The organism is Gordonia jinhuaensis (genome assembly GCF_014639795.1).
Lineage (GTDB): Bacteria > Actinomycetota > Actinomycetes > Mycobacteriales > Mycobacteriaceae > Gordonia_B > Gordonia_B jinhuaensis.
On record NZ_BMGC01000024.1, the window covers coordinates 26,837 to 48,020 of the forward strand.

Sequence of the window (21,184 nt, forward strand, 5' to 3'; positions counted from 1 at the left end):
CAGGGTGCGCGGGCAGCGACAACGCAGCGCCGACCCATGCGCCGAGCAGTGCACCGGCAGACCCGAAAGAGAAAGCCCAGCCCATGATTCGTGCGAATTGCGTGCCGCCGAAACTCATCTGCCGACTGGTCGCGGTGAGAACTGCTGCAACTCGCGACCACACCCCGCAGAGCACGACAAAGGCCAGCATGAACTTCCACGCGAACGGATTCGGGGTTTCAGTGACCACAATGATCGCAATCGCCAACAGCACGCATCCCGCGAGGTAGGTACGTTCAATTGCCCGGTCCAACGGCAACCGTCGGCGTACAAACACCGCAACCCACGGTCCGATTGTCGCGCCGACTCCGAAACACACCATCACGATTGCCAGCGCCCCAGAGTTCGATCCCGGCATCGCACGTGCGATCCACAGGTAGACGAAGACCCCGGCGACCGTGGATCCGAAACGAATCACGAACTCGACAACGGGAGAGCCTGGCCCGGAGGTGAAGAGATCGCCCACGAGTCTGCGGCTGCGATGAGTGCGCGCAACAGCAGCGTTGTCATGCTGGTCGACAGTGTCACCGACTGTGGAAAGTGTCGTGCGCGAACTGAACCAACGGAATCCACCGCCGATGAACGAGAAGCCAAGATTGACCGCAACGATGACGTTCACCGACAGTCCGGCCAGCGCCGCGCCTCCCGGCATGGCAAACACGAGACCGAAGAATGCCAGAGCGGAGTAGATGCCGGCGTTGAACTTCAGCGCTTGCGCGTGATCGATGGCGGCCACCCTGTGGGCATAGAGTTCTTCGACCACATCACCGACAGCGGGGAACACCGCGGTCACAACGAAGTACCCCACGAGCAGTGGCGTCGCCCGCGCCGGCACGCACGTCATGGCAACGAGGAAGACCCCCGCCACACAGGCTTCGGTCAAATCCGACAGCACCAGAACACGCCCAGGATCGAACCGGCGAAACAGTCGCGCGAGCACCGGCGAAATGAAGGTCAGAGCTTCCTGCCACGACCGTATGATCGCGAGCCAGACAAGTGGAAGCACACCCACCGCGACGAGACCATCCGAGCTCCCGTCGACGACCCTGCCGCCGAGGACGGAAAGCAGTAGTCCCATCGCCATCCAGCGCCGCGCGCGAGTGATCACCGAGACGTTCATCTGAATCTCGGAATTCCTGACCATGTCGCCTTCATCAGCATCGTCCCAGATTGTCAGTCACCGTAACCGAGTCGCGGAATGGTCGCATGGGCTGTGACTGGCACCGGTCATACGCAGCCTCGACCAGCAGCAATCGCCCGATCGTTGCCCCAGGAAGAGCGCCCGACAGGATGATCGATCACATGCGCACGTACGCCGGACCATCCGCACCGCCGACCGTGACGAACCCCATGGGTACGCAGCTCCACTCCACTGGGAGACAAGCAATGATCAACACCCTCCGCACAACTGTCCTCGCCACCGCAGCCAGCGCCGCCGCACTCATCGGCGCCTCATCGCTCGCCGGCGGTGCCAGCGCGGCACCGGCTCCGCAGGCGTTCCCCGTCGGCCATTACAACGGACAACTGACCGGATGGTCGGCGCCTGCCAACGCGATCTGGTTCGGCAAAGACTTCACCGGCAACAGCGTCATCAACGACACCGTGGTGGGACGAATCGTCCCTGCCGACGTGTACCGCGCCAACTCCGTGGTCAACGGCCGCCCGGTCATCGTCGTGGACTACGCCCGCTCCGGGCTTCCCGGAGTTCGGGACGAACTCACCTCCGACGGTCACGGCGGCTACAACGGCGTCGGGATCGCGGGCAACACGCCGGCACTCACGTTCGTACTCCGGCGGTAACGGACTTCGAGTTTCATCGAGCCTCGCTGGCAACCGACGCGGGGCAACCAGCGCTCGCGCCGAAGCAGCGAGCGCTCGGCTCGACCGTCCAGGCAGACCTCACCACCACGCCCCGGCTCGGAATGAGGCTGAGACAATTCCGGCATGTCGAATATCGAAGGCCACCAAGCGATCGTGATGGGCAAGCTGTTGGCGTGTGTGATCAGCGGAGCAGGACGATTCACCTACCCCGAAGAGAAGAGAAGATGACCACCACTGGGATGACCTTCGTGGGGATGGAATGAGCCAATCAGAGTGCCGACGCTGCCGTCTGCACCACCTGTGGATTCGTCCACACGTTTTTCAAGCCGGATTCGCTCCGCTGGGTGGTGCAGTCCTGACCCGGCGGTCAGGTCGCGCGTCGGAATGAGAGGCCCAACTACCCCCGCGCCATATCCACGAACCGCGACAAATGCAGTTGGTGCGCAACAGTGATTGTGGCGGTCGGCCCATTTCGGTGCTTGCCGACAATGATGTCGGCCTCGCCCGCGCGCGGGTCGTCACGTTCGAAAGCATCCGGGCGATGCAACAAAATCACCATGTCGGCGTCCTGCTCCAGCGATCCCGACTCACGAAGGTCCGACACCTGCGGCTTCTTGTCAGTGCGCTGCTCGGGACCACGGTTGAGCTGGCTGATCGCGATCACCGGCACCTCGAGTTCCTTGGCGAGCAGCTTCAAGCTACGCGAGAACTCCGACACCTCCTGCTGGCGTGACTCGACCTTCTTACCGCTGGTCATCAGCTGCATGTAGTCCACCACAACCATTTTCAGGTCGTGGCGCTGCTTGAGTCGGCGCGCCTTGGCGCGGATCTCCATCATGGTGAGGTTCGGCGAGTCGTCGATGAACAGCGGCGCCTCGGAGATCTCGCCCATGCGGCGCGCGAGGCGCGTCCAGTCATCGTCGGTCATCCGACCAGAGCGCATGTCTCCGAGCTTGATCTTGGCCTCCGCCGAGAGCAGACGCATGACTATCTCGGTCTTGCTCATCTCCAGCGAGAACATGGCACACGTCATGTGATGCCCGATTGCCGCCGACCGCAGGAAGTCCATCGCGAGCGTCGAATTGTGCGTGGGCACCATCGATTCGCCGGCCAGATACAGATGCTCGGGATTGTCCACCTGCACACACCGCACGGGTACCGACGCCACAGCCCGGATCGCGGTGATCACGCGACCGCGACTGGGACGACGCAATTCCTTGTGGCGCACCGACTTCGCGTGCACAGTGAACACATCGTCGTCGCCGACGTCCACCCGCAGCCAACCCGTTGACTTGCGCGTGAACGAATACCCCAGTCCGGCAATGAGATCCGACAGCACCGCAGTCATGTGCCGGGTGGCGATCGGGATCGTGATCAGACCATCGTCGTCGACGATGCCGCGGGCATCCAGGATGCCCGCGAGCAACGCACGACGTTGTGGGATGGAACCACGGAGATACTCCCACGGGATACGTCCGCCGAGGTCGGCCATCAACGACATCACGTCGACGGGCCCCTCCGCATCGATACGCATCCCGATCTCCGGGTCGTCGAACGCCATTCCGGCCAGCGCCGCCACCGTGTACGGCCCGTACACGAAGTTGCGGCGCGGCAGATCGATCGGCTTGGCGTTGCGCACAACCGCCTGTCCCACATGGGAGCGCAGTTCATCGGTCGTCAACACCCCTCTGTTGGCGCCCACATGAACTGCCCACTGATGCATCGCATCTGCAATGAGACGCGAACCATCAGAGAACTCGACCTCGAAACACGGTCGGTCGGTCATCACCTCGGTGGCAGCAACCACCGTCGTGGGACGACCATGTGCGTCCAGGAGTCGATCACCCACCTGGACACCACCCATCGTGGTCCAGCCGGTGGGTGTCGGCAGCGGGGTATCCAGGCTCAGCGCCTTCCCCACACCCGGTCGCGCGGCGACGATGATCATCTGGCCCGGATGCAGACCGTTGGTGAGTGCGTCGAGGTCGGCGAAGCCGGTCGGCACACCGAGTGACAACCCCCCGCGCGAGGCGATGGAGTCGATCTCGTCCATCGTCGGCTGCAGCAGGTCTTCCAGCGGCACATAGTCCTCGGCGGTACGTCGCTCGGTGACCTCGTACACCTCGGCCTGCGCGCGATCGACCACCTCGGCGACATCTTGCCCGTCGCTACCGGCATAGCCGTACTGGACGATGCGGGTGCCCGCCTCCACGAGACGACGCAGGATCGCCTTCTCCGCGACGATCTCGGCGTAGTAGCCGGCGTTGGCCGCGGTGGGCACGGTGGAGATCAGCGTGTGCAGATAGGGCGCGCCACCGACGCGCCGCAGTTCACCGGCGCGATCGAGTTCGGCCGACACCGTCACGGCGTCGGCGGGCTCGCCACGGCCGTACAGCTCCAGGATCGCGTCGTAGACGGCTTGATGCGCCGGACGGTAGAAATCCCCCGGCCGCAACTTCTCGATGACGTCGGCGATCGCATCCTTCGACAGCATCATCCCGCCGAGAACGGACTGCTCGGCCATCAGATCCTGCGGTGGTTGACGGCCGAACTCCTCGGATGGCGGTGGCTGATCGTCTTGCGGCGCATGTCCACGGTCGTCGACCACTGCCACGCTCATCCACCTCCTGCTGTTCGCGCTCGGTACGAAGTCGGTGCGCGAGACACGTCAACCCCTTACGTGTTTCGCGTACCGCCTTCATATCGCCAACCACCGACAAGCCGCGGATGACGACGACACTCCCGAGCACACTAGGTGCGGATGCCGACGCTGCAAAACGTGTCTGTGGACGAATCTGTGGACACCCTGGGGACGAGCGGGGGATGACACTGTGCGCAACTGTGGGAAGCCTGTGGACAACACGACTTTTTCGCACCGTCACCGCAGGTAGACCGCCTATGGCGAACCAATGCGCTGTGGAATTGGCATCCGTCGGCGTGTCGCGTCGCATCGGACGCTCGGGCGTGTTGGGCGCTTCGACGTCACCTTCAACCAACACCGTCGGTCAATCGAATGAATGTCAGCTGAGCGCACGTCGAACATGCGGATCTTGCCGGGTTCCGACCCGACCCGGTACCAATTTGAGATCGCGGTCTGTTCGAGATCTCGCTCAGCTACGGTGCTCAGAGCACCGCCTCGACCACATGCCGCTTGCGCACCGGCCCGGTGACGACATCGACCTCACGCCGCGCGACCAGTTCAGCCATACCCGACGTCAACCGATACCCGACCTCGGTCGTATTCGGCACGGTCTCGACCCGATCGTGCAGTACCCCGCTGGCCGCCAGCGTGCGCAGCAAGGCCTGCGTCGTAGCAGACAGCTCCGCCTCGGGGTCTGTGATCTCCTCTGCTACAGCGTTTTTCGGAACCGCTTCCCCGACGGGTCGGGTGCGGTCGACAAGTCGAGTGACCGCACCCGTCGGGTCCAGCGTCACCCTGACGTGGCCGTGGGAGCCCATCACCACAGGCACCCCGCCGATCACCTGCCGGTAGTGGACGGTGACATCAGCGACCCGGGGATCGGAGATGTCGGCATCGTCCACCGGCCCACCCGCGTGGTAGGTGGCTGTGGTCCGGTCGTATACGAGCTCGATGCCCTCGGCGACACCGAACCGGTCGATCGCACGGTCGGCCGCCGCACGCAGATCCTGATGTGAGGCCAGAGTTGCGTTGCGGTCGGGCTCGCCGAAGGCAACCTCGTAGGTCCCGTCGTGAGCCATGATGACCTTGCGGCCGCGACCCTGCGCGCACAGAGAACCGTGACCTGCCGGGACCTGACCGTCCAAGCACAGTCCGTACCGACTCGCCAGTTCGGCGAATGCCTCTGCGTCGCCACGCTTTCGCAGCAATCGCATACGTGTGGGACCGCCTGGTACCTCAAGATTCGCGATGCGGGCGACGCTGCCGGGCGCGTTGCCCGCCCAGCGCCACCAGTACCAGGCGTTGCTGCCGGCGTCCCCGTAGAACAACCGCTCGTTCCATAGCCGGTCCTGGCATTCCTGCTGCGTCGCACCGCAGGCGGCCGACGACACGATCATGTTCGTGCTGATGTCGAGGCTCGCATCCTGCCACGCCTGACTGAACGATTTCCCCTTGCCCCATTCGCTGAAGAAGTTCTTCCCGTAATCCCCACTGTCAACGCTGGTGCTGTGGAATCCGAAGATCATCCGCAGCCCCTTGTTCACCGGGTTCCACGTCGTGATCGGGGATTGACCGCCCAACACCTCCAGCGACTCACATGTGCTCCAGAACATGTACCGCAGGTACTGGTCTCCGATGCTCATCGACGAGGAAACAGCCCAGTCCTGCCCTCCCCACGCTGCACCCATCGGTGCGTAAAACGTTCCGTCGCTGGCCATTGCGCCATGTCCCGAGTGATAGAACACGCGAACGGCATCCATCCCGTAGAAGCCCTGGTAGTCGTCCGTCGACGGCAGATACTCCCACGGCTTCACCCCGGCGTCCTCGAAATAGAAGTTGATCTGGTCGAATTGGTTGACATAGCTGAGGAACCCTTGTGCGTCCGCGTGAGTGTTCCCGAGATTCCCTGCGCCGGTGTTCGCGTCGAACACCTGGATCGCGCAACCTCCGTACTGGTTGTCGGGCGCGGCGGCGGTGCCCTCTCCCCGGGCCTGCGCCTGCATGTCGCCGCGCACCGGGAACGGATTCTCGACACCGATCCGACTCGCGCCGACCGTCTCGGTCGGTGTCGTGGGGGTTGCGGCCGGTGTTGTTGTCGTGCTGGTCATGTCTTTGCCTCCTGGAAGCGAGTGCCCGCCGATCGTCGGGGGCATTCTCACCGTGGCTGACCTAGCCGGCCGCGGATCGAGTAGTCGACTACCCGATTTGCCGCCTCACCCGGCGGTGTCGCCAGCGAACCGGCACGTATGCGAATTCGTCGATTTTCGAGTAGTTCACTACTCATTCGCAGGTGGCCGCAGCGGCGCACAGTGGCGATGTTCGCAGGGCACCCACCTCCAAGGGAGACGTCATGACCACCCAGGCACAACCACATTCACCGACCACGCTGAAGCTCGGAAAGACTCCGGCCCGGCCCGGAGCTGCCAAGCTCCGGCTGTCGAACTACATCGATACATCTGTATTGCCCAGTCCGCCGACAGAATTCGGCCACGAGACGCTGATCCCGACATGGGGAATGCTCGGCAACGACCGCTACGGCGACTGCGTCTTCGCCGGTGCCGGTCACGAGACCATGCTCTGGAACGCCGAGGCCGGAAAGTCCGTCAACGTCGACGCTGATGCGGCGCTGGAGAACTACTCGGAGGTGACCGGATTCAACCCCGACGATCCCTCAACCGACAGGGGCACCGATATGGAGGTGGCCGCGAAATATCGACGCAAGACGGGCTTCGTCGATGCCGACGGGAAGCGGCACAAGATCGGTGCGTACGTCTCACTCGAACCCGGAGACCTCAATGAACTCTGGTACGCCACCTATCTGTTCGACGGGGTCGGGATCGGTGTGGAGTTCTGCTCGCAATGGATGGATGCCTTCAACAACCACAAGCCCTGGGATGCTGTCGCGCACCCCAAAATCGAAGGTGGTCACTACATTCCGGCGATCGCCAAACGTTCCGGTGATGCGACGATCGTCACGTGGGGATCTGGGCAGCCGATGACGGCAGCCGGCTATCAGCAGTTCAACGACGAGTCGCTGGCGTATCTGTCGTTGGAGAAACTGACCAACGGCCACGACATCAACGGCTTCGACCTCGCCGCCCTACGCAAGGATCTCGCCGCTCTGACCACATAAGCCAGGTCCTGAGCTGACCTCAACCTCCCGGATCGATACTGACCGCTCTGCCCGGCACCCACCGATCCCCGAGACTTCTCCCGCCGATTCACCCCCCGACGAATCGGCGGGAGAACCGGCCGCAACCGGCCTCCCGGTTGCGGCTCCCAACGACAGTGCCCGGCGGTGCGGCGTGTGCGCGCACCGCCGGGCACTGTTGTCGAGCAGCTCGACCGTCCTGCTACTCGACGATCAGCCCGAATTCCGGCCAGTCAGGGGTCTCGCCAAAGCCGAAACCCTCTGGCCTGAAACCGCTAGCTCGACACCGCTGCGGCCAACCGCCCCAAGGTGTCCTCGAGCTCGTCCTCGGTGACCAGCGGGAACTTGACCTTCTGCAGCAGGTCCTTGTCGGTCACCTTCGACCAGTCGTAGGTGTGGCGCACGAGTGTGGAGTCGGGTCCCTGAGATTCCAGCTCCCACACCCATTCCCACCCGGGCGGCTCGGTGCCGACGGGCGCCGTCTGCCATGCGAGCAGCTTGTCTTTCGCATATCCGGTCACGTGGTTGTCGGTCTTGTACTCACCACCCATGTGAGCACCCTCCATGTTCATCGTGAACACCTGCCCGACCTCGGTGATCCGATCGCCGTGTTCGACGCTGCGGATGAACCCCGAACCGTCGAGTTCGAGATGGCGGTGGGGGTTGCTCAGCACGTCGAAGATCTCGTTGACTGGACTGTCGATCACACGTTCCACGGTCACACTCGTCGTTTCGCTCATGACTCCACCGTGCCCAAGGATCGGCCACTTGGCAATGCGGCGTCGCGGCACCGACCTAGACTGCACGAATGGCATCAGCCGACAGCGACTACGAATGGCGTGCGCTGGCCACCAGTCTGGCCGCCTCGACCCTTCTGGGTACCGTCGCCATCATCTGGGGCGTCATCAGCAGCTCACGAGTCGTCTTGTTCGACGGCATGTTCAGCCTCGCCGGGATCGTGTTGGTGGGGGTGTCCATGCTCGCGGCCCGTGTCGCGGTCTCGGCGCCGACCAAGCAGTACCCATTCGGACGTCATGCGGCGACCCCGCTCGCGGTCGCACTGCAGGGCGCGGCACTGTTGGCGACCGTGGCCTACGGTGCGGCAGACGCGGTCATCGTCATCCGCGACGGCGGCTCGGATGCCGCGGCGACGTCGGTGGTCATCTACGGCGTCGTGTCGGCGGTCGCCTCGATTGCGGTGATGGGGTGGCTACGGTCCTACGGTCCTACGCTCGCCATTCGGCCCTGGCCAAGGCCGAGTGGGTGTCGTGGCGGGCCAGTTCACTGTTGAGCGTCATGGTGGCCGTCGGCGGCGGTATCGCGGTGGCGCTGAACGGGTCCGGGCACCCTACGATCGCGAGCTACGTGGATCCGATCCTCGTGCTCATCGCATGTGTGTCCGTCACGCCGATGGCCATCGGGTTGATCCGCGAGGGCATGCGCGAGCTGCTCGAGGCGGCCCCACCTGCTCCACTGATGCACCAGATCAACGGAGTCGTCGAGGCGACGTCTCGCCGCTTCGAGTTGCCCACACCGGTGATCCGCTCCACCAAGCTCGGACAGCGCCTCTATGTGGAGGGCGACTATCTGATCAGCGATCACCAGGAATTCGGTATCGACGACGAGGACGAGATCCGTCGTTCGATCACCGACGGACTGGGCGAGCTCGGCTACCAGGTGTGGGCGACCGTCGAGCTGACCACCGACGACCGCCTGATCGATTGAGCGCGTGATCGATTGAGCGCGTGATCGATTGAGTGCGTGATCCATTGAGCGCGTGATCCATTGAGCGCGTGATCGAAACGCCCGGGCGCAGCACGCACGCGACACGGCCCGCGAACACAGCAGTGCCCGGCACCCCACGGGGTACCGGGCACTGCGGACATTCGCTACGCGACGAGTGCGGTCAGCTCTCGGCGATGACGGCGAGATCGACCTTCGCGACGACCTCGGGGTGCAGCGTGACCTCGACGGGGAAGGTGCCGGTGGACTTGATGTGTCCCTGCGGCAGCGCAACCGAGCGCTTGTCGATGGTCGGGCCGCCTGCGGTCTTGATCGCACCGGCGATGTCACCGGTGGACACCGAACCGAACAGCTTGCCCGAATCGTGGGTCTTCACACCGAGCTTGACGTCGGTGAGACCCTCGATGGCCTGCTTGAGCTCGTTGGCGTGCTCGCGGCCACGAACGGCGCGGGCTTCCTGCGAGCGACGGATGTCCTCGACCTGCTTCTGTGCGCCACGGGTGGCCGGGATGGCCAGGCCGCGGGGCAGCAGGTAGTTGCGGCCGTAGCCGTCCTTGACCTCAACGGTGTCGCCTGCGACACCGAGGTTGTCGACCTCAGCGGTGAGAATGAGCTTCATGATTTCTCGTCCTTCCGCTCAGCGAGCCGTCGAGGTGAAGGGCAGGAGTGCCACCTCACGCGAGTTCTTCACGGCCACAGCGACGTCGCGCTGATGCTGCACGCAGTTACCGGTCACGCGACGCGAGCGGATCTTGCCGCGGTCGGACAGGAAACGACGCAGCAGCGCGGTGTCCTTGTAGTCGATCTTCAGGTTCTTTTCTTTGCAGAAGGTGCACGCCTTGGTCTTGGTGACCTTCTCCACGCGGACCTTGCGTCCGCTCGGCTTCTTAGCCATGGTTTTTCGTTACTCCACTGATTCGTTCTCAAGTAATGGTGTGCTCTAGAACGGCGGTTCGTCGTCGGCCCCGCCGAAGGAACCCGCTGCCGGGGCACTGCCCCACGGGTCCTGCGCGGCCGCAGAAGACGAGCCACCGCTACGCGATCCGGCCGGCGCGGAGTTATTGCTGAATCCGCCGCCGCCCCCGCCACGGGAGGCACGGTTGACCTTTGCCGTGGCATACCGAAGTGAAGGACCGATCTCGTCGACCTCGAGTTCCACCACTGTGCGCTTCTCACCCTGGTTGGTCTCGTACGAACGCTGCTTGAGGCGTCCGGACACGATCACGCGGGTGCCCTTGCTCAGGCTCTCGGCGACGTTCTCGGCCGCCTCGCGCCAGATGCTGCAGCGAAGGAAGAGTGCCTCGCCGTCTTTCCATTCGTTGGTCTGACGGTCGAAGGTCCGCGGAGTGGACGCCACCGTGAAGTTGGCGACCGCGGCCCCGGCCGGGGTGAAACGCAGCTCCGGGTCGGCGGTCAGATTGCCGACCACGGTGATGACGGTCTCGCCTGCCATGGGTATCCCCTAACGCTGGTGTGAGTGCACGTAGATGGTGCTCTGGGTCTCGAACGTAGCTGACATCGAACCTGTTCGGTTCGAACATAAGTCAGACGTCTGACGAACCCGATCGGTTCACTCGGTCAGATCACTTACGCAGGACCTTGGTGCGCAGAACCGACTCGTTCAGCTTGAGCTGACGGTCGAGCTCCGTCACCGTGTCCGGTTCGGCGTTGAGATCGATGACGGCATAGATGCCCTCGTTGTGCTTGAGGATCTCGTAAGCAAGACGGCGCTTGCCCCAGATGTCCACACCATCGACCTTGCCGCCGCCCTGACGGACGACATTGAGGAAAGTATCCAGGGATGGGGCAACGGTGCGCTCGTCCAGATTAGGATCGAGGATCACCATCAATTCGTAATGACGCATGTGACCACATCACCTCCTACGGTCTATCGGCCGCGGACTGTCCGCGGCAGGAGGGTCGCCTGCGTCGGCAACCCGTCCAAGGTACACGAACTGGCCCCCACCTGCGAAATCAGTGTCACCGAACCCTGCCGGTCGAGAGGGTCCCCGAGAGCACCGGCCATGGTCATATCGTCCACTGCGACCGCTGTAGGGGATGCTCACGACCACAGCACCGACGGCGTTGCCTAACCTGTAGCGCATGCCCGCCGCCTCCCGCCTCGATCAGTGGCGGCTGCGCCTGTTCGCCCGCTCCGGCCAGCTCATCGTGATGCTGCTGACGTTGTGCCTGCTCACGCTGGTGATGATGTACCTCGGCTACCAGGTGAAGGTCAGCTGCGGCGGTCCGCCGTTCCACCCCGACGGTCGTAGTGTGCACTTCCCTGTCGGCGTGGGGACGCAGATCGCACCCTGCTACTCCGACCTGATGTACCTGTGGACCGGGCGCGACATCAACAACCACGTGTTCCCCTACATCCACGGCTGGATCGACGACGCCGGCGTGCTGCACCGCGGCGTCGTGGAGTACCCGGTGGCCAGCGGACTGCTCATGTACCTCGGGGCGATCGGGGCGCACAACGACACGCAGTTCCTGCTGCACTCGGCCATCCTGCTGGCCCCCTTCGGTCTGGCCATCACCATCCTGCTCGGCCTGATGGTCCGCTGGTGGGCACTGTGGTGGGCAGCGACTCCCCCGCTGCTGCTCTACGCCTTCCACAACTGGGAACTGCCGGTGGTGTTCACCTCGGTGCTCGCGATCGCGGTGATGGCCTTCGGCGCCTCCCGCGACCCGGCGACCGGTGAGCGCCACATGTCGCTGCGGACGTCGTCGGTCATCGCCTCGGTGGTGCTCGGCGTCGGTTTCACACTCAAGCTCTATCCCGGGTTCTTCGTCGCACCGCTGGCCCTGTTCGTCCTGCTCTACGGGCGCACCCTCACCGACGCCGGGTCGGGATCGTGGTGGTCGCGCATGCGCGCGGCCGGACTCGACTGGGTGGGTGCGGTGTGGGTGGTCATCGCCGCGGCGGTCACCGTCCTGGCGATCAACCTGCCGTTCATGCTCCTGGGATGGCGGGGGTGGCGCGCGTCGCTGTCGTTCCAGGGCAAGCGCAAGGCCGTGGTCGACACCAACTCGATCTGGTATTGGGGTCTGCGACACTTCACCGGCGGGACCGACAACACCTACAACTCGATCGTGGGTGTGGCCTCACCGCTGCTGATCCTGGCGACGTTCGTGTTCGCGCTCTACCTCGGCTACCGGGTCTGGCTGCGCGACGGCATCTACCCGTGGGTGGGTGTCAGCGCGTCGATGCTGGCCGGGTTCATGCTGTTCCACAAGGTGCACTCACCGCAGTACACGCTGTGGATTCTGCCGTTCTTCGTGCTGCTGCGCGTGTGGTGGCCGGTGATCGTCGCCTACATCGCCGCCGACACGATCCTCGACCTCACGATCTTCCGGCTGTTCGGGATCTACACGTCGCATTCGCATATGAAATGGTGGGTGATGACGGGGGTCAACGTGGGTGTGTGGGTCAAATCGGCGATCCTGTTGGTGATGATCGTGATGTTCATCCGGGTCGGACTGCGCGAGCCACTCGCATCCGTGGGCCGGATGGCTCTGCCGCCCAAGAAATTCGAGAAGGTGCCTGCATGAGCGAGTGGATCGAAGCGACGACCCTGGCCGGTGGACATGTGACGCTGCGGCCACTGCGCGCCGAGGACGCCACCGCCCTCGGCGAGGTGGTCGACGATCCCGAACCCTTCCGCCTGTCGGCGGTGCCCATTGGCACCGAGGCCGCCCAGTCCTATATCGACGCGGCCTTCGACAACCCGTTCCGGGTGGCGTACGCGGTGATCGACAACTCCACCGGCGACCTGGTGGGGTCGACCAGCTTCTACGACATCGACCCCGGCAACCGGTCGGTGGCCATCGGCTACACCTTCTATGCCGCGAGCCGACACGGCAGCAAGGTCAACCCCGAGGCGAAACTGCTCCTGCTGCGCTACGCCTTCGAGGTCGCCGGAGCCGTTCGCGTGGTGTGGCACACCGACGAACGCAACGCCCGATCCCGTTCGGCCATCGCCAAACTCGGGGCGACCTTCGAAGGGCTGCTGCGCAAGCACCGCCCCGCCACCGACGGCGGATGGCGCACCACCGCCCAGTACTCGATGATCGACGAGGACTGGCCGGGCGCCAAGGAGAAGCTGGTCGCACGGATCAGCTGAGCGGTGCCGTGATCAGCCGTGAGCCGCGTAGATCGCCTCGGCCAGTTCGAGTTTGAGCTGCTGGAACTCGCTGGTCGCGATCACCGCGGGCGACCGCACGACCTCCGGACCGTCACCCGGCAGCTCGATCCTGCGGTCGATGATCACCCGACCGGGCCGCGCACTCATCACCAGCACCCGCGTCGACAGGAACACCGCCTCCTCCACCGAGTGGGTCACGAAGATGACCGTCTTGCGTTCCCGGCGCCACAACGACAACAACTCGACCTGCAGGCGTTCCCGGGTCAGCGGATCGAGCGCACCATAGGGCTCGTCCATGAGGATGATCCGCGGATTGTTCACCAGCACCCGGGCGATCTGGGCGCGCTGCTGCATACCACCCGACAGCTCGTAGGGCCGCCGATCGCCGAACCCGGTGAGCCCCACCGTCTCCAGCATCGTGTCGGCCATCTCGCGACGCTGCGCTTTGCCGACACCGCGGGAGCGGGGACCGAATTCGACGTTGCCGCGCACTGACATCCAGGGGTACAGGGTCGGCGCCTGGAAGACGACGCCGCGATCGGGTGACGGCCCGCGGACGTGTGTGGATCCCATCATCACCGTTCCGCTGGTGGGCTCGAGGAATCCGGCGATGATCTGCAAAAGCGTGGTCTTGCCGCAGCCCGACGGCCCCACCAGGCAGACGAACTCGCCGGGATCGATGGTGAGATCGGTGGGTGCCAGTGCGACCACTTCGTCGGACCCTGATGAATACGTCTGACCGACAGCGGTCAGCGTGAGACGGTTGCGCAGGTCCGGCTCGATGTCGGTCGCTGCCTTGTCGGGAGTAGTCGTCTGGTCGGTCATGGTTGTGCAACCTCTCGAATTGATGTGCCGTACACCGCGTTCACGTACGTCTGCGGGGAGCTGACCGCGTCGACCTCGCCCTGATTGAGCAGGAAGGTCGCGGTGTTGCGCAGGTCGGTGGCCAATCCGCCGCCGAACCACTTGGGCTCGGCCTGTTCCTTGGCGGTCAGGTAGATGTATCCGTCGAGCTGGGTACGCACCTGCGCCGCATCCACGCCGAGCTGGCCGGCGATGCGGCCGACCGCGTCGTCGCGATGGTTCTTGATGAGGTCGACCGCCCAGTTCTGCGCAACCGTCCACATCTTCATCGCCGCCGGGTTGTCACGGACGAATGCCCCACGTGCACCCTCGAGGTCGAAGGTGGGACTGCCGGCGTTGGCGGTGTCCTCGGCGGTCATGATGATGTGACCGCTGGTTGTCAGTTCCGAGAGCGTGGGCTCCCAGATCCATGCCGCGTCGATCTGGCCGCCCTGCCATGCCCCGAGGATCGCGCTCGGCTCCAGGTTGATCACCGTGACGTCCTTGGTGAGTCCGGCCTTCTCCAGCGCCGACATGAGGCTCAGGTGCGAGGTGGACCCGAACGGCACACCGATCTTCTTGCCGCGCAACTGATCGATCGTCTTGATGGCGGGGTCGCGAACCGCCAGTGACTCGGCTCCACCGATCACGTCCTGGATCCACACCACGTTGACGTCGAGATTCAGCGGTGCCGACAACGACTTGGCGGCCGGGGCCGACCCGTAGAGACCCAGATCCAATGAGCCCGAACCGAATGCGCGGACGACGTCGGCGCCGGACGAGAACTGGGTCCAGGTGATCTTCGCATTCGGCATGCACTTGCTGAGCATGTCGGCGTCTTTCACCACGAGGTCACCGTTGGGGATCTGCTGATAGCCGATGCGGATCTGACCGTTTACCGACGTGTCAGGGGAGACCGGGCAGGTCACCTCGACGTTGAGTGAGCGACTCTGTTCGCCGCGACCGGATTTCACGATGCATGACGACAGTGCCAGCGGCGCGCATGCACACATCAGCAGCGCAACGAATTTGGACAGTGCGCGACCCGACATGCGTGGTCGACGGCTCTGCGTCGTGTGGCTCGCGGGCATCATGCCTTTCCCTTCCACGGAGCGGCGAGCACGCCGATCCACTTGATGATCGAATCGAGGACGAGCGCGGTGATACCGATGACGATGATGCAGGCGATGACGAGCGGGGTCCGCAGCTGGGTTCCGGCGATGTAGGCGAGACCGCCGATGCCGGGGATGCCGTTGTTGAGTTCGGCGGCCACCACGGTGGTCCACGCGAATCCCACCGCGAGTCTGATGCCGTTGATGATGTCGGGTAGTGCAGCAGGCAGCACTACCCGGGTGACGACCTGTCGCCGCCGGGCGCCCAGTGACCTCGCCGCGTTGATGTAGTCCTGTTTGATCCCCGAGATGCCCGCGACAGTCGCGACGGTGATGGCGGGGAAGGCCGCGAGGAACAGCAACCAGATCTTCGAGGTGTCACCGATGCCGAACCACACGATCAGCAGGCTGAAATAGCCCAATGGCGGTAGTGCGCGAAGGAAATTGAGGTAGGGCTCGATCACGGTCGCCACGGCGCGTGAGGTACCCATCAGCACACCGAGCGCCACCCCGACGACGATCGCGATACCGACGCCGGCGAAGATGCGCTGCAGGCTCGCGATGAGATGTTCCCACAAGAAGTAGTTCTGCTCACCCAGGACCTCGCGGGGCACTCCAGGAGCCACCTGATGCCAGGTGTTGGCCCGCACGAACGCATCCCATACCGCACCCGGGCCCGGCAGGTACAGCGGTTTGACGAGGTCCGCCGCTGTGACGACCCACCAGGCGAACAGGAACACCACGAGGGCTGCGACTCGGATGATCCACTGCCGCACAGTCTTCTGCGATGGAACCAACCGCGAGGACCGTCCAGAGCGTCCGGCTGCGGATGTGTCGGGCGACGTCGCGGTGGCAGTGGCGGTAACCGTTGCCTGCCCGTGCTCGGCGTGCTCGGCGTCGACCCGGTCGGCTTCGGTCGGCGCCGGACCCGACGTCATGCCGTCACCCGATGCACTCGCTGGGCACTCGTCTGATCCCTGGCCAGCAGGAGCATCGAGTCGACGTTGACATGCGCGGGTCGGGTCGCGACCCAGGCCACCGCCTCGGCGACATCCTCTGCCGACAACGGTGTGAGCCCTTCATAGACGGCCGCGGCGCGGTCCTCGTCGCCACCGAACCGATTGATCGAGAACTCGGTCTCGACCATCCCCGGGTCGATCTCACACACACGCACCGGCTCGCCGAGCAGTTCCAGTCGCAGGACTCTGGTCAGCGCCCGCACCGCATGTTTGGCGGCGTTGTATCCACCGCCACCGAGATACGGTTCGACGGCCGCGATCGAGCCGATGCTCACGACTGTCGCGCACGGTGAGTTCCGAAGCAGCGCAAGCAATCCACGCGTGACACGAAGCACACCGAGCACGTTGACGTCGAACATCTGTTGCCACTCGTCGTCGACCGAGTCGGCGATCGAGGTCGTACCGATCGCGCCGCCGGCGTTGTTGACCAACACATCGGCCCGGCTGATACCGGCACAGAACGCGTCGACACTGTCTACGTCGGTGACGTCGAGTGCGCTGGTCGACACCGCTACCTCGGGGATCTCGGCGACGATCTTGGCGGCCAGATCGCCGAGCCGGTCGGTGCGCCGGGCGCCCAGTACGAGGTCGTGGCCCGCGCGGGCCAGCGCCCAGGCGGTCGCGGCCCCGATACCGCTGCTCGCGCCGGTGATCACGGCGACCGGGCGGTCGGCCGCGCTGTGGGTGATGCGGTTGTCTGCCATGAGGATTCTCCCCCTTCTCGGGATACACATCCCGGGATCTCACACGTGCCGCGAACTGCATTGGTCGCTGGATGTACCCAGCGTCGGCGAGAATCTGGCACCGGCACAGATCCACATCCACGGCGATTTGTAGTGCCAGATGTAACCCCGTAGCGGGTTTCGTAACAGTCGAGCGATCTTCGCGGCGACCTCGGCGCGAACTGGCACCATCAAGATGATCATTTCTGGCTCTTCTTCGCATGCGAAGCGAGTGTCACGGTGGACTGGTCGGGGTGAACAGCCCCGAGACGACGACGTTTTCCACCCATCCCCACGAGGAGACACCGTGCCCGCTCCAACGACCCCGTCCGCCAAAGCCATCTACGACAAGGATCGCTCATTCGTATTCCACTCGTGGTCGGCGCAGTCGTCGGTCGATCCGCTGGTGATCACCGGCGCCGACGGCGTGCACGTCATCGACGGCGACGGAAATCGACTGCTGGACTTCTCCTCTCAGCTCGTCTACACCAACATCGGCCATCAGCACCCGAAGGTGGTCGCCGCTGTCGCCGAACAGGCCCATCAGCTGTGCACGATCGCCCCGGCACATGCCAACGAGGCGCGCGCACGTGCGGCCGAGTTGATCATCGACATCGCGCCGGAGGGCTTTCGCAAGGTGTTCTTCACCAACGGTGGGGCCGATGCCGTCGAGCATGCGATCCGCATGGCACGGCTGACCACCGGGCGATACAAGACCCTCTCAGCATTCCGCGGCTACCACGGCGCCACCCAGCAGGCGATCAACCTCACCGGCGACCCGCGTCGGTGGCCCAGCGACTACGGATCCGCCGGCTCGGTCCACTTCTTCGCGCCCTTCCTCTACCGCAGCCAGTTCAACGCCGAGACCGACGAGCAGGAATGTGAACGGGCGCTGGCCCACCTGCGTTCACTCATCGAGTTCGAGGGGCCAGCCGGATTCGCCGCGATCATCCTCGAATCGATCCCCGGCACAGCCGGAATCATGCCGCCGCCGGCCGGATATCTCGCCGGAGTCCGGGCGCTGTGCGACGAGTTCGGCATCGTGATGATCCTCGACGAGGTGATGGCGGGCTTCGGTCGTACCGGAAAGTGGTTGGCACTCGAGCACTTCGACGCCGTACCCGACCTCATCACCTTCGCCAAGGGCGTCAACTCGGGCTACGTCCCGCTGGGCGGCGTCATGATCAGCGAGCGCATCGCCGACGAATTCGCCACTCGCGCATACCCCGGGGGACTCACCTACTCCGGGCATCCGCTGGCGTGTGCGGCAGCAGTGGCCACCATCGAGACGATGCACGACGAGCACGTGGTCGACAACGCCGCGCTCATCGGCGAGACCGTTCTCGGTCCGGGTCTGGCCGAGTTGGCCGAACGCCATCCGGTGATCGGTGACGTCCGCGGACTCGGCGTGTTCTGGGCTATCGAGCTGGTCGCCGATCGCGACACCAAGGAGCCCCTGGCACCCTATGGTGGATCGTCGCCGGCGATGGCCGCGATCGCCTCGCGCGCACAACGCAACGGGCTGTTGATGTTCCAGAACATGAACCGCTTCCACCTGACACCGCCGTGCATCGTCAGCGCCGAGGAGACCAAGCAGGCGCTGGCCATCCTGGACGATGCACTGTGCGCACTGTGACGCCGGCGGTCACGGTAATGCTGCGGCCAATTCCCTGATCCCCGGTTCGATCAACTCGGTTTTGATGGAGCTGTATCCGATCCGCAGGTTGGAATTGCGCCACGTGCCCGGGAAGTAGTAGCGCGACCCATCGGCGACGATGACCCCACGCTCCCGGGCACGTAACGCCCATCTCTTGCAGTCGATCTCGGGCGGGGCCGTGTACCACAGACTCACCCCGCCGGGCGGAAAGCCGCTCGATTCCTCGGCGGCGGGCAGGTAACGGAGCACGCTGTCGGTCAACGTCTCCCAGCTGGTGCGCAACCGCCGACGCTGACTGCGCAGCATCCGGTGATAGTCGCCGGATTCGATGAAGATGCCCATCGCGCGCTGGAGATGACCGGGCAGATGTTTGGACCGATGATGGCGCTCGGCTCGCAACTCAGCGATCACCTCCGGCGGGCCGACGACGAACCCGAGTCGCACACCGGCGGCGAGGAATTTGGAGAACGAACCCACATAGAGGACACGACCGGCGGTGTCCATCGCCTTGAGTGACGGTGTGGGCTGACCACGGAACCGGAACTCGCTGTCGTAGTCGTCCTCGATGACGAATGCGTCTCTCTCGGCGAGCATCTCCATCAGCAGGCGCCGGCGCGGCAGACTCAACGTCACGTTGGTGGGGTGGTGGTGACTCGGGGTCAGATAGATCGCGTCGAAATGCGGGGCGTTCTCGATCGCAGCACCCCAGTGGTCGGTGGCCACCGGGACCACCGACGCACCGATGCGTGCGCAGATGTGCCAGGCGTCCACATAGCCCGGGTTCTCCACGGCCACCGTCGACTGCCGAGTGAGCAGAACATCGGCGATCAGCGAGATCGCCTGCTGCGCACCGGAAGTGATGAGTACCTCATCCGGTGAGGCATCCACCCCCCGAGGCGGGAGGATCTCGTCGCACAGCGTCTGCACCAGCAGTGGATCGTCGCGGTCACCGGCGTCGCGCACGCTGTAAGCCAGATGCGGCGTGTGCAGCGCCTCGACCATCGCGCGCTGCCATGCCCGTGCGGGGAACGAGGAGAGTTCGGGCTGGGCGCTGATGAACGGATACGGATAGTCCTGCCAGTCGGGAAACGCCGGCGCGCGAGTGACCGGCAACTGGGGCAGCTGAGCGCGGTGGGTCTCCAGCCGCTGCCCCCAGTCCATTGGCGCCGAGACCGATCGGGGACGCGCTCGTGCGACGCTGCGTTGTGCGACGTCGACTGGATACAACCCCGATCTCGGCCTGCTTTCGACCAGCCCCAGTGACGTGAGCTCCTGATAGGCGAGCGCCACGGTGTTGCGCGAGACCCCCAGTGCCGACGAGAGATATCTGGTCGAGGGCATCGGCCGCGATGGCCCGTAAACACCGCGTGCGAGCTGGTCTTCGAGGAGACCACGCACCTGCCGGTACAGCGGTACCGCCGAGGACTGGTCGAGAAGCAGGCCCGCGAACTCGTCGTCCATATCGCCCATCGACCGCCCACCCATCCCTACTGGCACCACCGGTTGGGCTGCTTCTGGATCTTTTCGTCGAGACAGCCCGCCACGATCATAGGAGCATGTTCGCACTGTCGCTCGCCGCCGCCGTGGTCACCGTGGTGGTGGCCGCCGCCGTGCAGGGGGTCACCGGCTCCGGCTTCGGCATCGTCGCCGCACCGGTGCTGATCGTGCTGTGGCCGCAGGTGATCCCGGGAACGCTGCTGTGGCTCGCGACGGCCGTCTGCACGCTGACCGCCACGCGCGAACGCAGCCACGTCGACTGGCCGTTCGTCCAACGGTGCTGTGCGGCGGCAGTCCCGGGAACCGCGGTGGGATTCGCGATCGCCGAGGCGCTGCCGGCCCACATCCTCATGATGTGCGTCGGGACGGTGGTGGTGGCTTCGGGGATCGCGGGACTCGCCGGAGCGCGCGTACCGATCACCGGCGGCACGACCCTTGCCGCCGGTGTCGGTGCAGGGATGCTGAATTACCTTGCCGCACTTCCCGGGCCGCCCGTCGCACTCACCTATCGGGGGCCCTCGGCGGCGACCGTGCGCTCGACGCTGTCGGCGATCTTCGCGGTGCTCTCGGTGGCCACCCTCGCGTTGCTGGCTGCCGGAAACCGCACCTCACCGCACGATGCGGCGGTGGCCGGACTGCTGCTCGGTCCAGTGCTGGTGGGGTTCGCCGTTGCCATCCCGCTCTCGCGCAGGGTCTCGGCGACGACCGTCTCGCGCGCCGCACTGATGTTGTCGGTACTCGGGGGTGCTGCGCTGGTCATCCGCACGTGGTGACCAGCGTCTGGGACTTCG

General features: G+C 64.8%; 20 protein-coding genes and 1 pseudogene. 8 read left to right on the plus strand and 13 right to left on the minus strand.

The genetic code is table 11. From position 1 onward, the window contains the following. Positions 1–49: 49 nt before the first annotated feature. Positions 50–1,183 (minus strand): annotated as a pseudogene (locus tag IEW22_RS20585) (MFS transporter); the annotation flags it as partial. A gap of 242 nt (positions 1,184–1,425) precedes the next feature. On the opposite strand from IEW22_RS20585, the gene IEW22_RS14560 reads away from it, so the two are divergent. After that, entirely contained in the window at positions 1,426–1,839 is a 414-nt protein-coding gene (locus IEW22_RS14560) for a hypothetical protein (protein ID WP_188587347.1), read from the plus strand. 418 nt (positions 1,840–2,257) lie between these two features. On the opposite strand, the gene dnaB is transcribed toward IEW22_RS14560, so the two are convergent. Further along, positions 2,258–4,474 (minus strand): replicative DNA helicase, encoded by a 2,217-nt coding sequence (gene dnaB / locus IEW22_RS14565; protein ID WP_373284191.1) that lies wholly within the window; start codon positions 4,472–4,474, stop codon positions 2,258–2,260. 509 nt (positions 4,475–4,983) lie between these two features. Beyond that, the gene (locus IEW22_RS14570) at positions 4,984–6,609 is read right to left on the minus strand and encodes a DUF6345 domain-containing protein (RefSeq protein WP_188587349.1); all 1,626 of its coding nucleotides are present in this window, start codon (positions 6,607–6,609) and stop codon (positions 4,984–4,986) included. Positions 6,610–6,851: 242 nt separating this feature from the next. On the opposite strand from IEW22_RS14570, the gene IEW22_RS14575 reads away from it, so the two are divergent. Further along, the gene (locus IEW22_RS14575; protein ID WP_188587350.1) at positions 6,852–7,634 is read left to right on the plus strand and encodes a hypothetical protein; all 783 of its coding nucleotides are present in this window, start codon (positions 6,852–6,854) and stop codon (positions 7,632–7,634) included. 293 nt (positions 7,635–7,927) lie between these two features. Here IEW22_RS14575 and IEW22_RS14580 read toward each other — a convergent pair whose 3' ends face one another. Continuing rightward, positions 7,928–8,392 (minus strand): SRPBCC family protein, encoded by a 465-nt coding sequence (locus IEW22_RS14580; protein WP_188587351.1) that lies wholly within the window; start codon positions 8,390–8,392, stop codon positions 7,928–7,930. A gap of 68 nt (positions 8,393–8,460) precedes the next feature. Between IEW22_RS14580 and IEW22_RS20190 the strand changes: the two genes are divergently transcribed. Together IEW22_RS20190 and IEW22_RS20195 are read left to right on the plus strand one after the other, a co-directional pair. Beyond that, positions 8,461–8,943 (plus strand): cation transporter, encoded by a 483-nt coding sequence (locus IEW22_RS20190; RefSeq protein ID WP_229742715.1) that lies wholly within the window; start codon positions 8,461–8,463, stop codon positions 8,941–8,943. After that, the gene (locus tag IEW22_RS20195) at positions 8,940–9,377 is read left to right on the plus strand and encodes a hypothetical protein (RefSeq protein WP_229742717.1); all 438 of its coding nucleotides are present in this window, start codon (positions 8,940–8,942) and stop codon (positions 9,375–9,377) included. Before IEW22_RS20190 ends, IEW22_RS20195 begins: the two co-directional genes overlap by 4 nt. Before the next feature lie 181 nt (positions 9,378–9,558). On the opposite strand, the gene rplI is transcribed toward IEW22_RS20195, so the two are convergent. The 4 genes from rplI to rpsF all read right to left on the minus strand — a co-directional run bounded on the left by rplI (position 9,559) and on the right by rpsF (position 11,260). After that, a complete protein-coding gene (rplI, locus tag IEW22_RS14590) occupies positions 9,559–10,014 on the minus strand; it encodes a 50S ribosomal protein L9 (protein ID WP_188587352.1) in 456 nt (151 codons plus the stop codon). Positions 10,015–10,032: 18 nt separating this feature from the next. Beyond that, positions 10,033–10,290, minus strand: coding sequence for a 30S ribosomal protein S18 (rpsR, locus tag IEW22_RS14595; RefSeq protein WP_188587353.1), 258 nt, complete (start codon positions 10,288–10,290; stop codon positions 10,033–10,035). Between the two features lie 45 nt (positions 10,291–10,335). Beyond that, on the minus strand, positions 10,336–10,848 hold the full coding sequence (locus IEW22_RS14600; protein ID WP_188587354.1) for a single-stranded DNA-binding protein: 513 nt from the start codon (positions 10,846–10,848) through the stop codon (positions 10,336–10,338). Between the two features lie 130 nt (positions 10,849–10,978). Continuing rightward, the gene (gene rpsF, locus IEW22_RS14605) at positions 10,979–11,260 is read right to left on the minus strand and encodes a 30S ribosomal protein S6 (protein WP_188587355.1); all 282 of its coding nucleotides are present in this window, start codon (positions 11,258–11,260) and stop codon (positions 10,979–10,981) included. A gap of 238 nt (positions 11,261–11,498) precedes the next feature. Here rpsF and IEW22_RS14610 point away from each other — a divergent pair, with 238 nt between their 5' ends. Further along, positions 11,499–12,950, plus strand: coding sequence for a hypothetical protein (locus tag IEW22_RS14610; protein ID WP_188587356.1), 1,452 nt, complete (start codon positions 11,499–11,501; stop codon positions 12,948–12,950). Further along, positions 12,947–13,522, plus strand: coding sequence for a GNAT family N-acetyltransferase (locus tag IEW22_RS14615; protein ID WP_188587357.1), 576 nt, complete (start codon positions 12,947–12,949; stop codon positions 13,520–13,522). The genes IEW22_RS14610 and IEW22_RS14615 overlap by 4 nt, the downstream gene beginning before the upstream one ends. A 12-nt stretch (positions 13,523–13,534) precedes the next feature. Here IEW22_RS14615 and IEW22_RS14620 read toward each other — a convergent pair whose 3' ends face one another. The 4 genes from IEW22_RS14620 to IEW22_RS14635 are packed head-to-tail and all read right to left on the minus strand — an operon-like array spanning position 13,535 to position 17,221. Continuing rightward, positions 13,535–14,368: an ABC transporter ATP-binding protein gene (locus IEW22_RS14620; RefSeq protein WP_188587358.1), complete on the minus strand. Its 834-nt coding sequence runs from the start codon at positions 14,366–14,368 to the stop codon at positions 13,535–13,537. After that, positions 14,365–15,477, minus strand: coding sequence for a taurine ABC transporter substrate-binding protein (locus tag IEW22_RS14625; protein ID WP_229742719.1), 1,113 nt, complete (start codon positions 15,475–15,477; stop codon positions 14,365–14,367). Before IEW22_RS14625 ends, IEW22_RS14620 begins: the two co-directional genes overlap by 4 nt. After that, a complete protein-coding gene (locus tag IEW22_RS14630; RefSeq protein WP_188587359.1) occupies positions 15,477–16,436 on the minus strand; it encodes an ABC transporter permease in 960 nt (319 codons plus the stop codon). The genes IEW22_RS14625 and IEW22_RS14630 overlap by 1 nt, the downstream gene beginning before the upstream one ends. Next, positions 16,433–17,221, minus strand: a complete 789-nt coding sequence (locus IEW22_RS14635; protein WP_188587360.1) for an SDR family NAD(P)-dependent oxidoreductase — start codon at positions 17,219–17,221, stop codon at positions 16,433–16,435. Before IEW22_RS14635 ends, IEW22_RS14630 begins: the two co-directional genes overlap by 4 nt. 325 nt (positions 17,222–17,546) lie before the next feature. Between IEW22_RS14635 and IEW22_RS14640 the strand changes: the two genes are divergently transcribed. Next, positions 17,547–18,875, plus strand: coding sequence for an aspartate aminotransferase family protein (locus IEW22_RS14640; protein WP_229742721.1), 1,329 nt, complete (start codon positions 17,547–17,549; stop codon positions 18,873–18,875). Between the two features lie 9 nt (positions 18,876–18,884). Here the strand turns inward: IEW22_RS14640 and pdxR are convergent, their stop codons facing one another. Further along, positions 18,885–20,366, minus strand: coding sequence for a MocR-like pyridoxine biosynthesis transcription factor PdxR (gene pdxR / locus IEW22_RS14645; protein ID WP_188587362.1), 1,482 nt, complete (start codon positions 20,364–20,366; stop codon positions 18,885–18,887). An 86-nt stretch (positions 20,367–20,452) separates the two neighbouring features. On the opposite strand from pdxR, the gene IEW22_RS14650 reads away from it, so the two are divergent. Continuing rightward, positions 20,453–21,166, plus strand: coding sequence for a sulfite exporter TauE/SafE family protein (locus IEW22_RS14650; RefSeq protein WP_188587363.1), 714 nt, complete (start codon positions 20,453–20,455; stop codon positions 21,164–21,166). Positions 21,167–21,184: the final 18 nt, after the last annotated feature.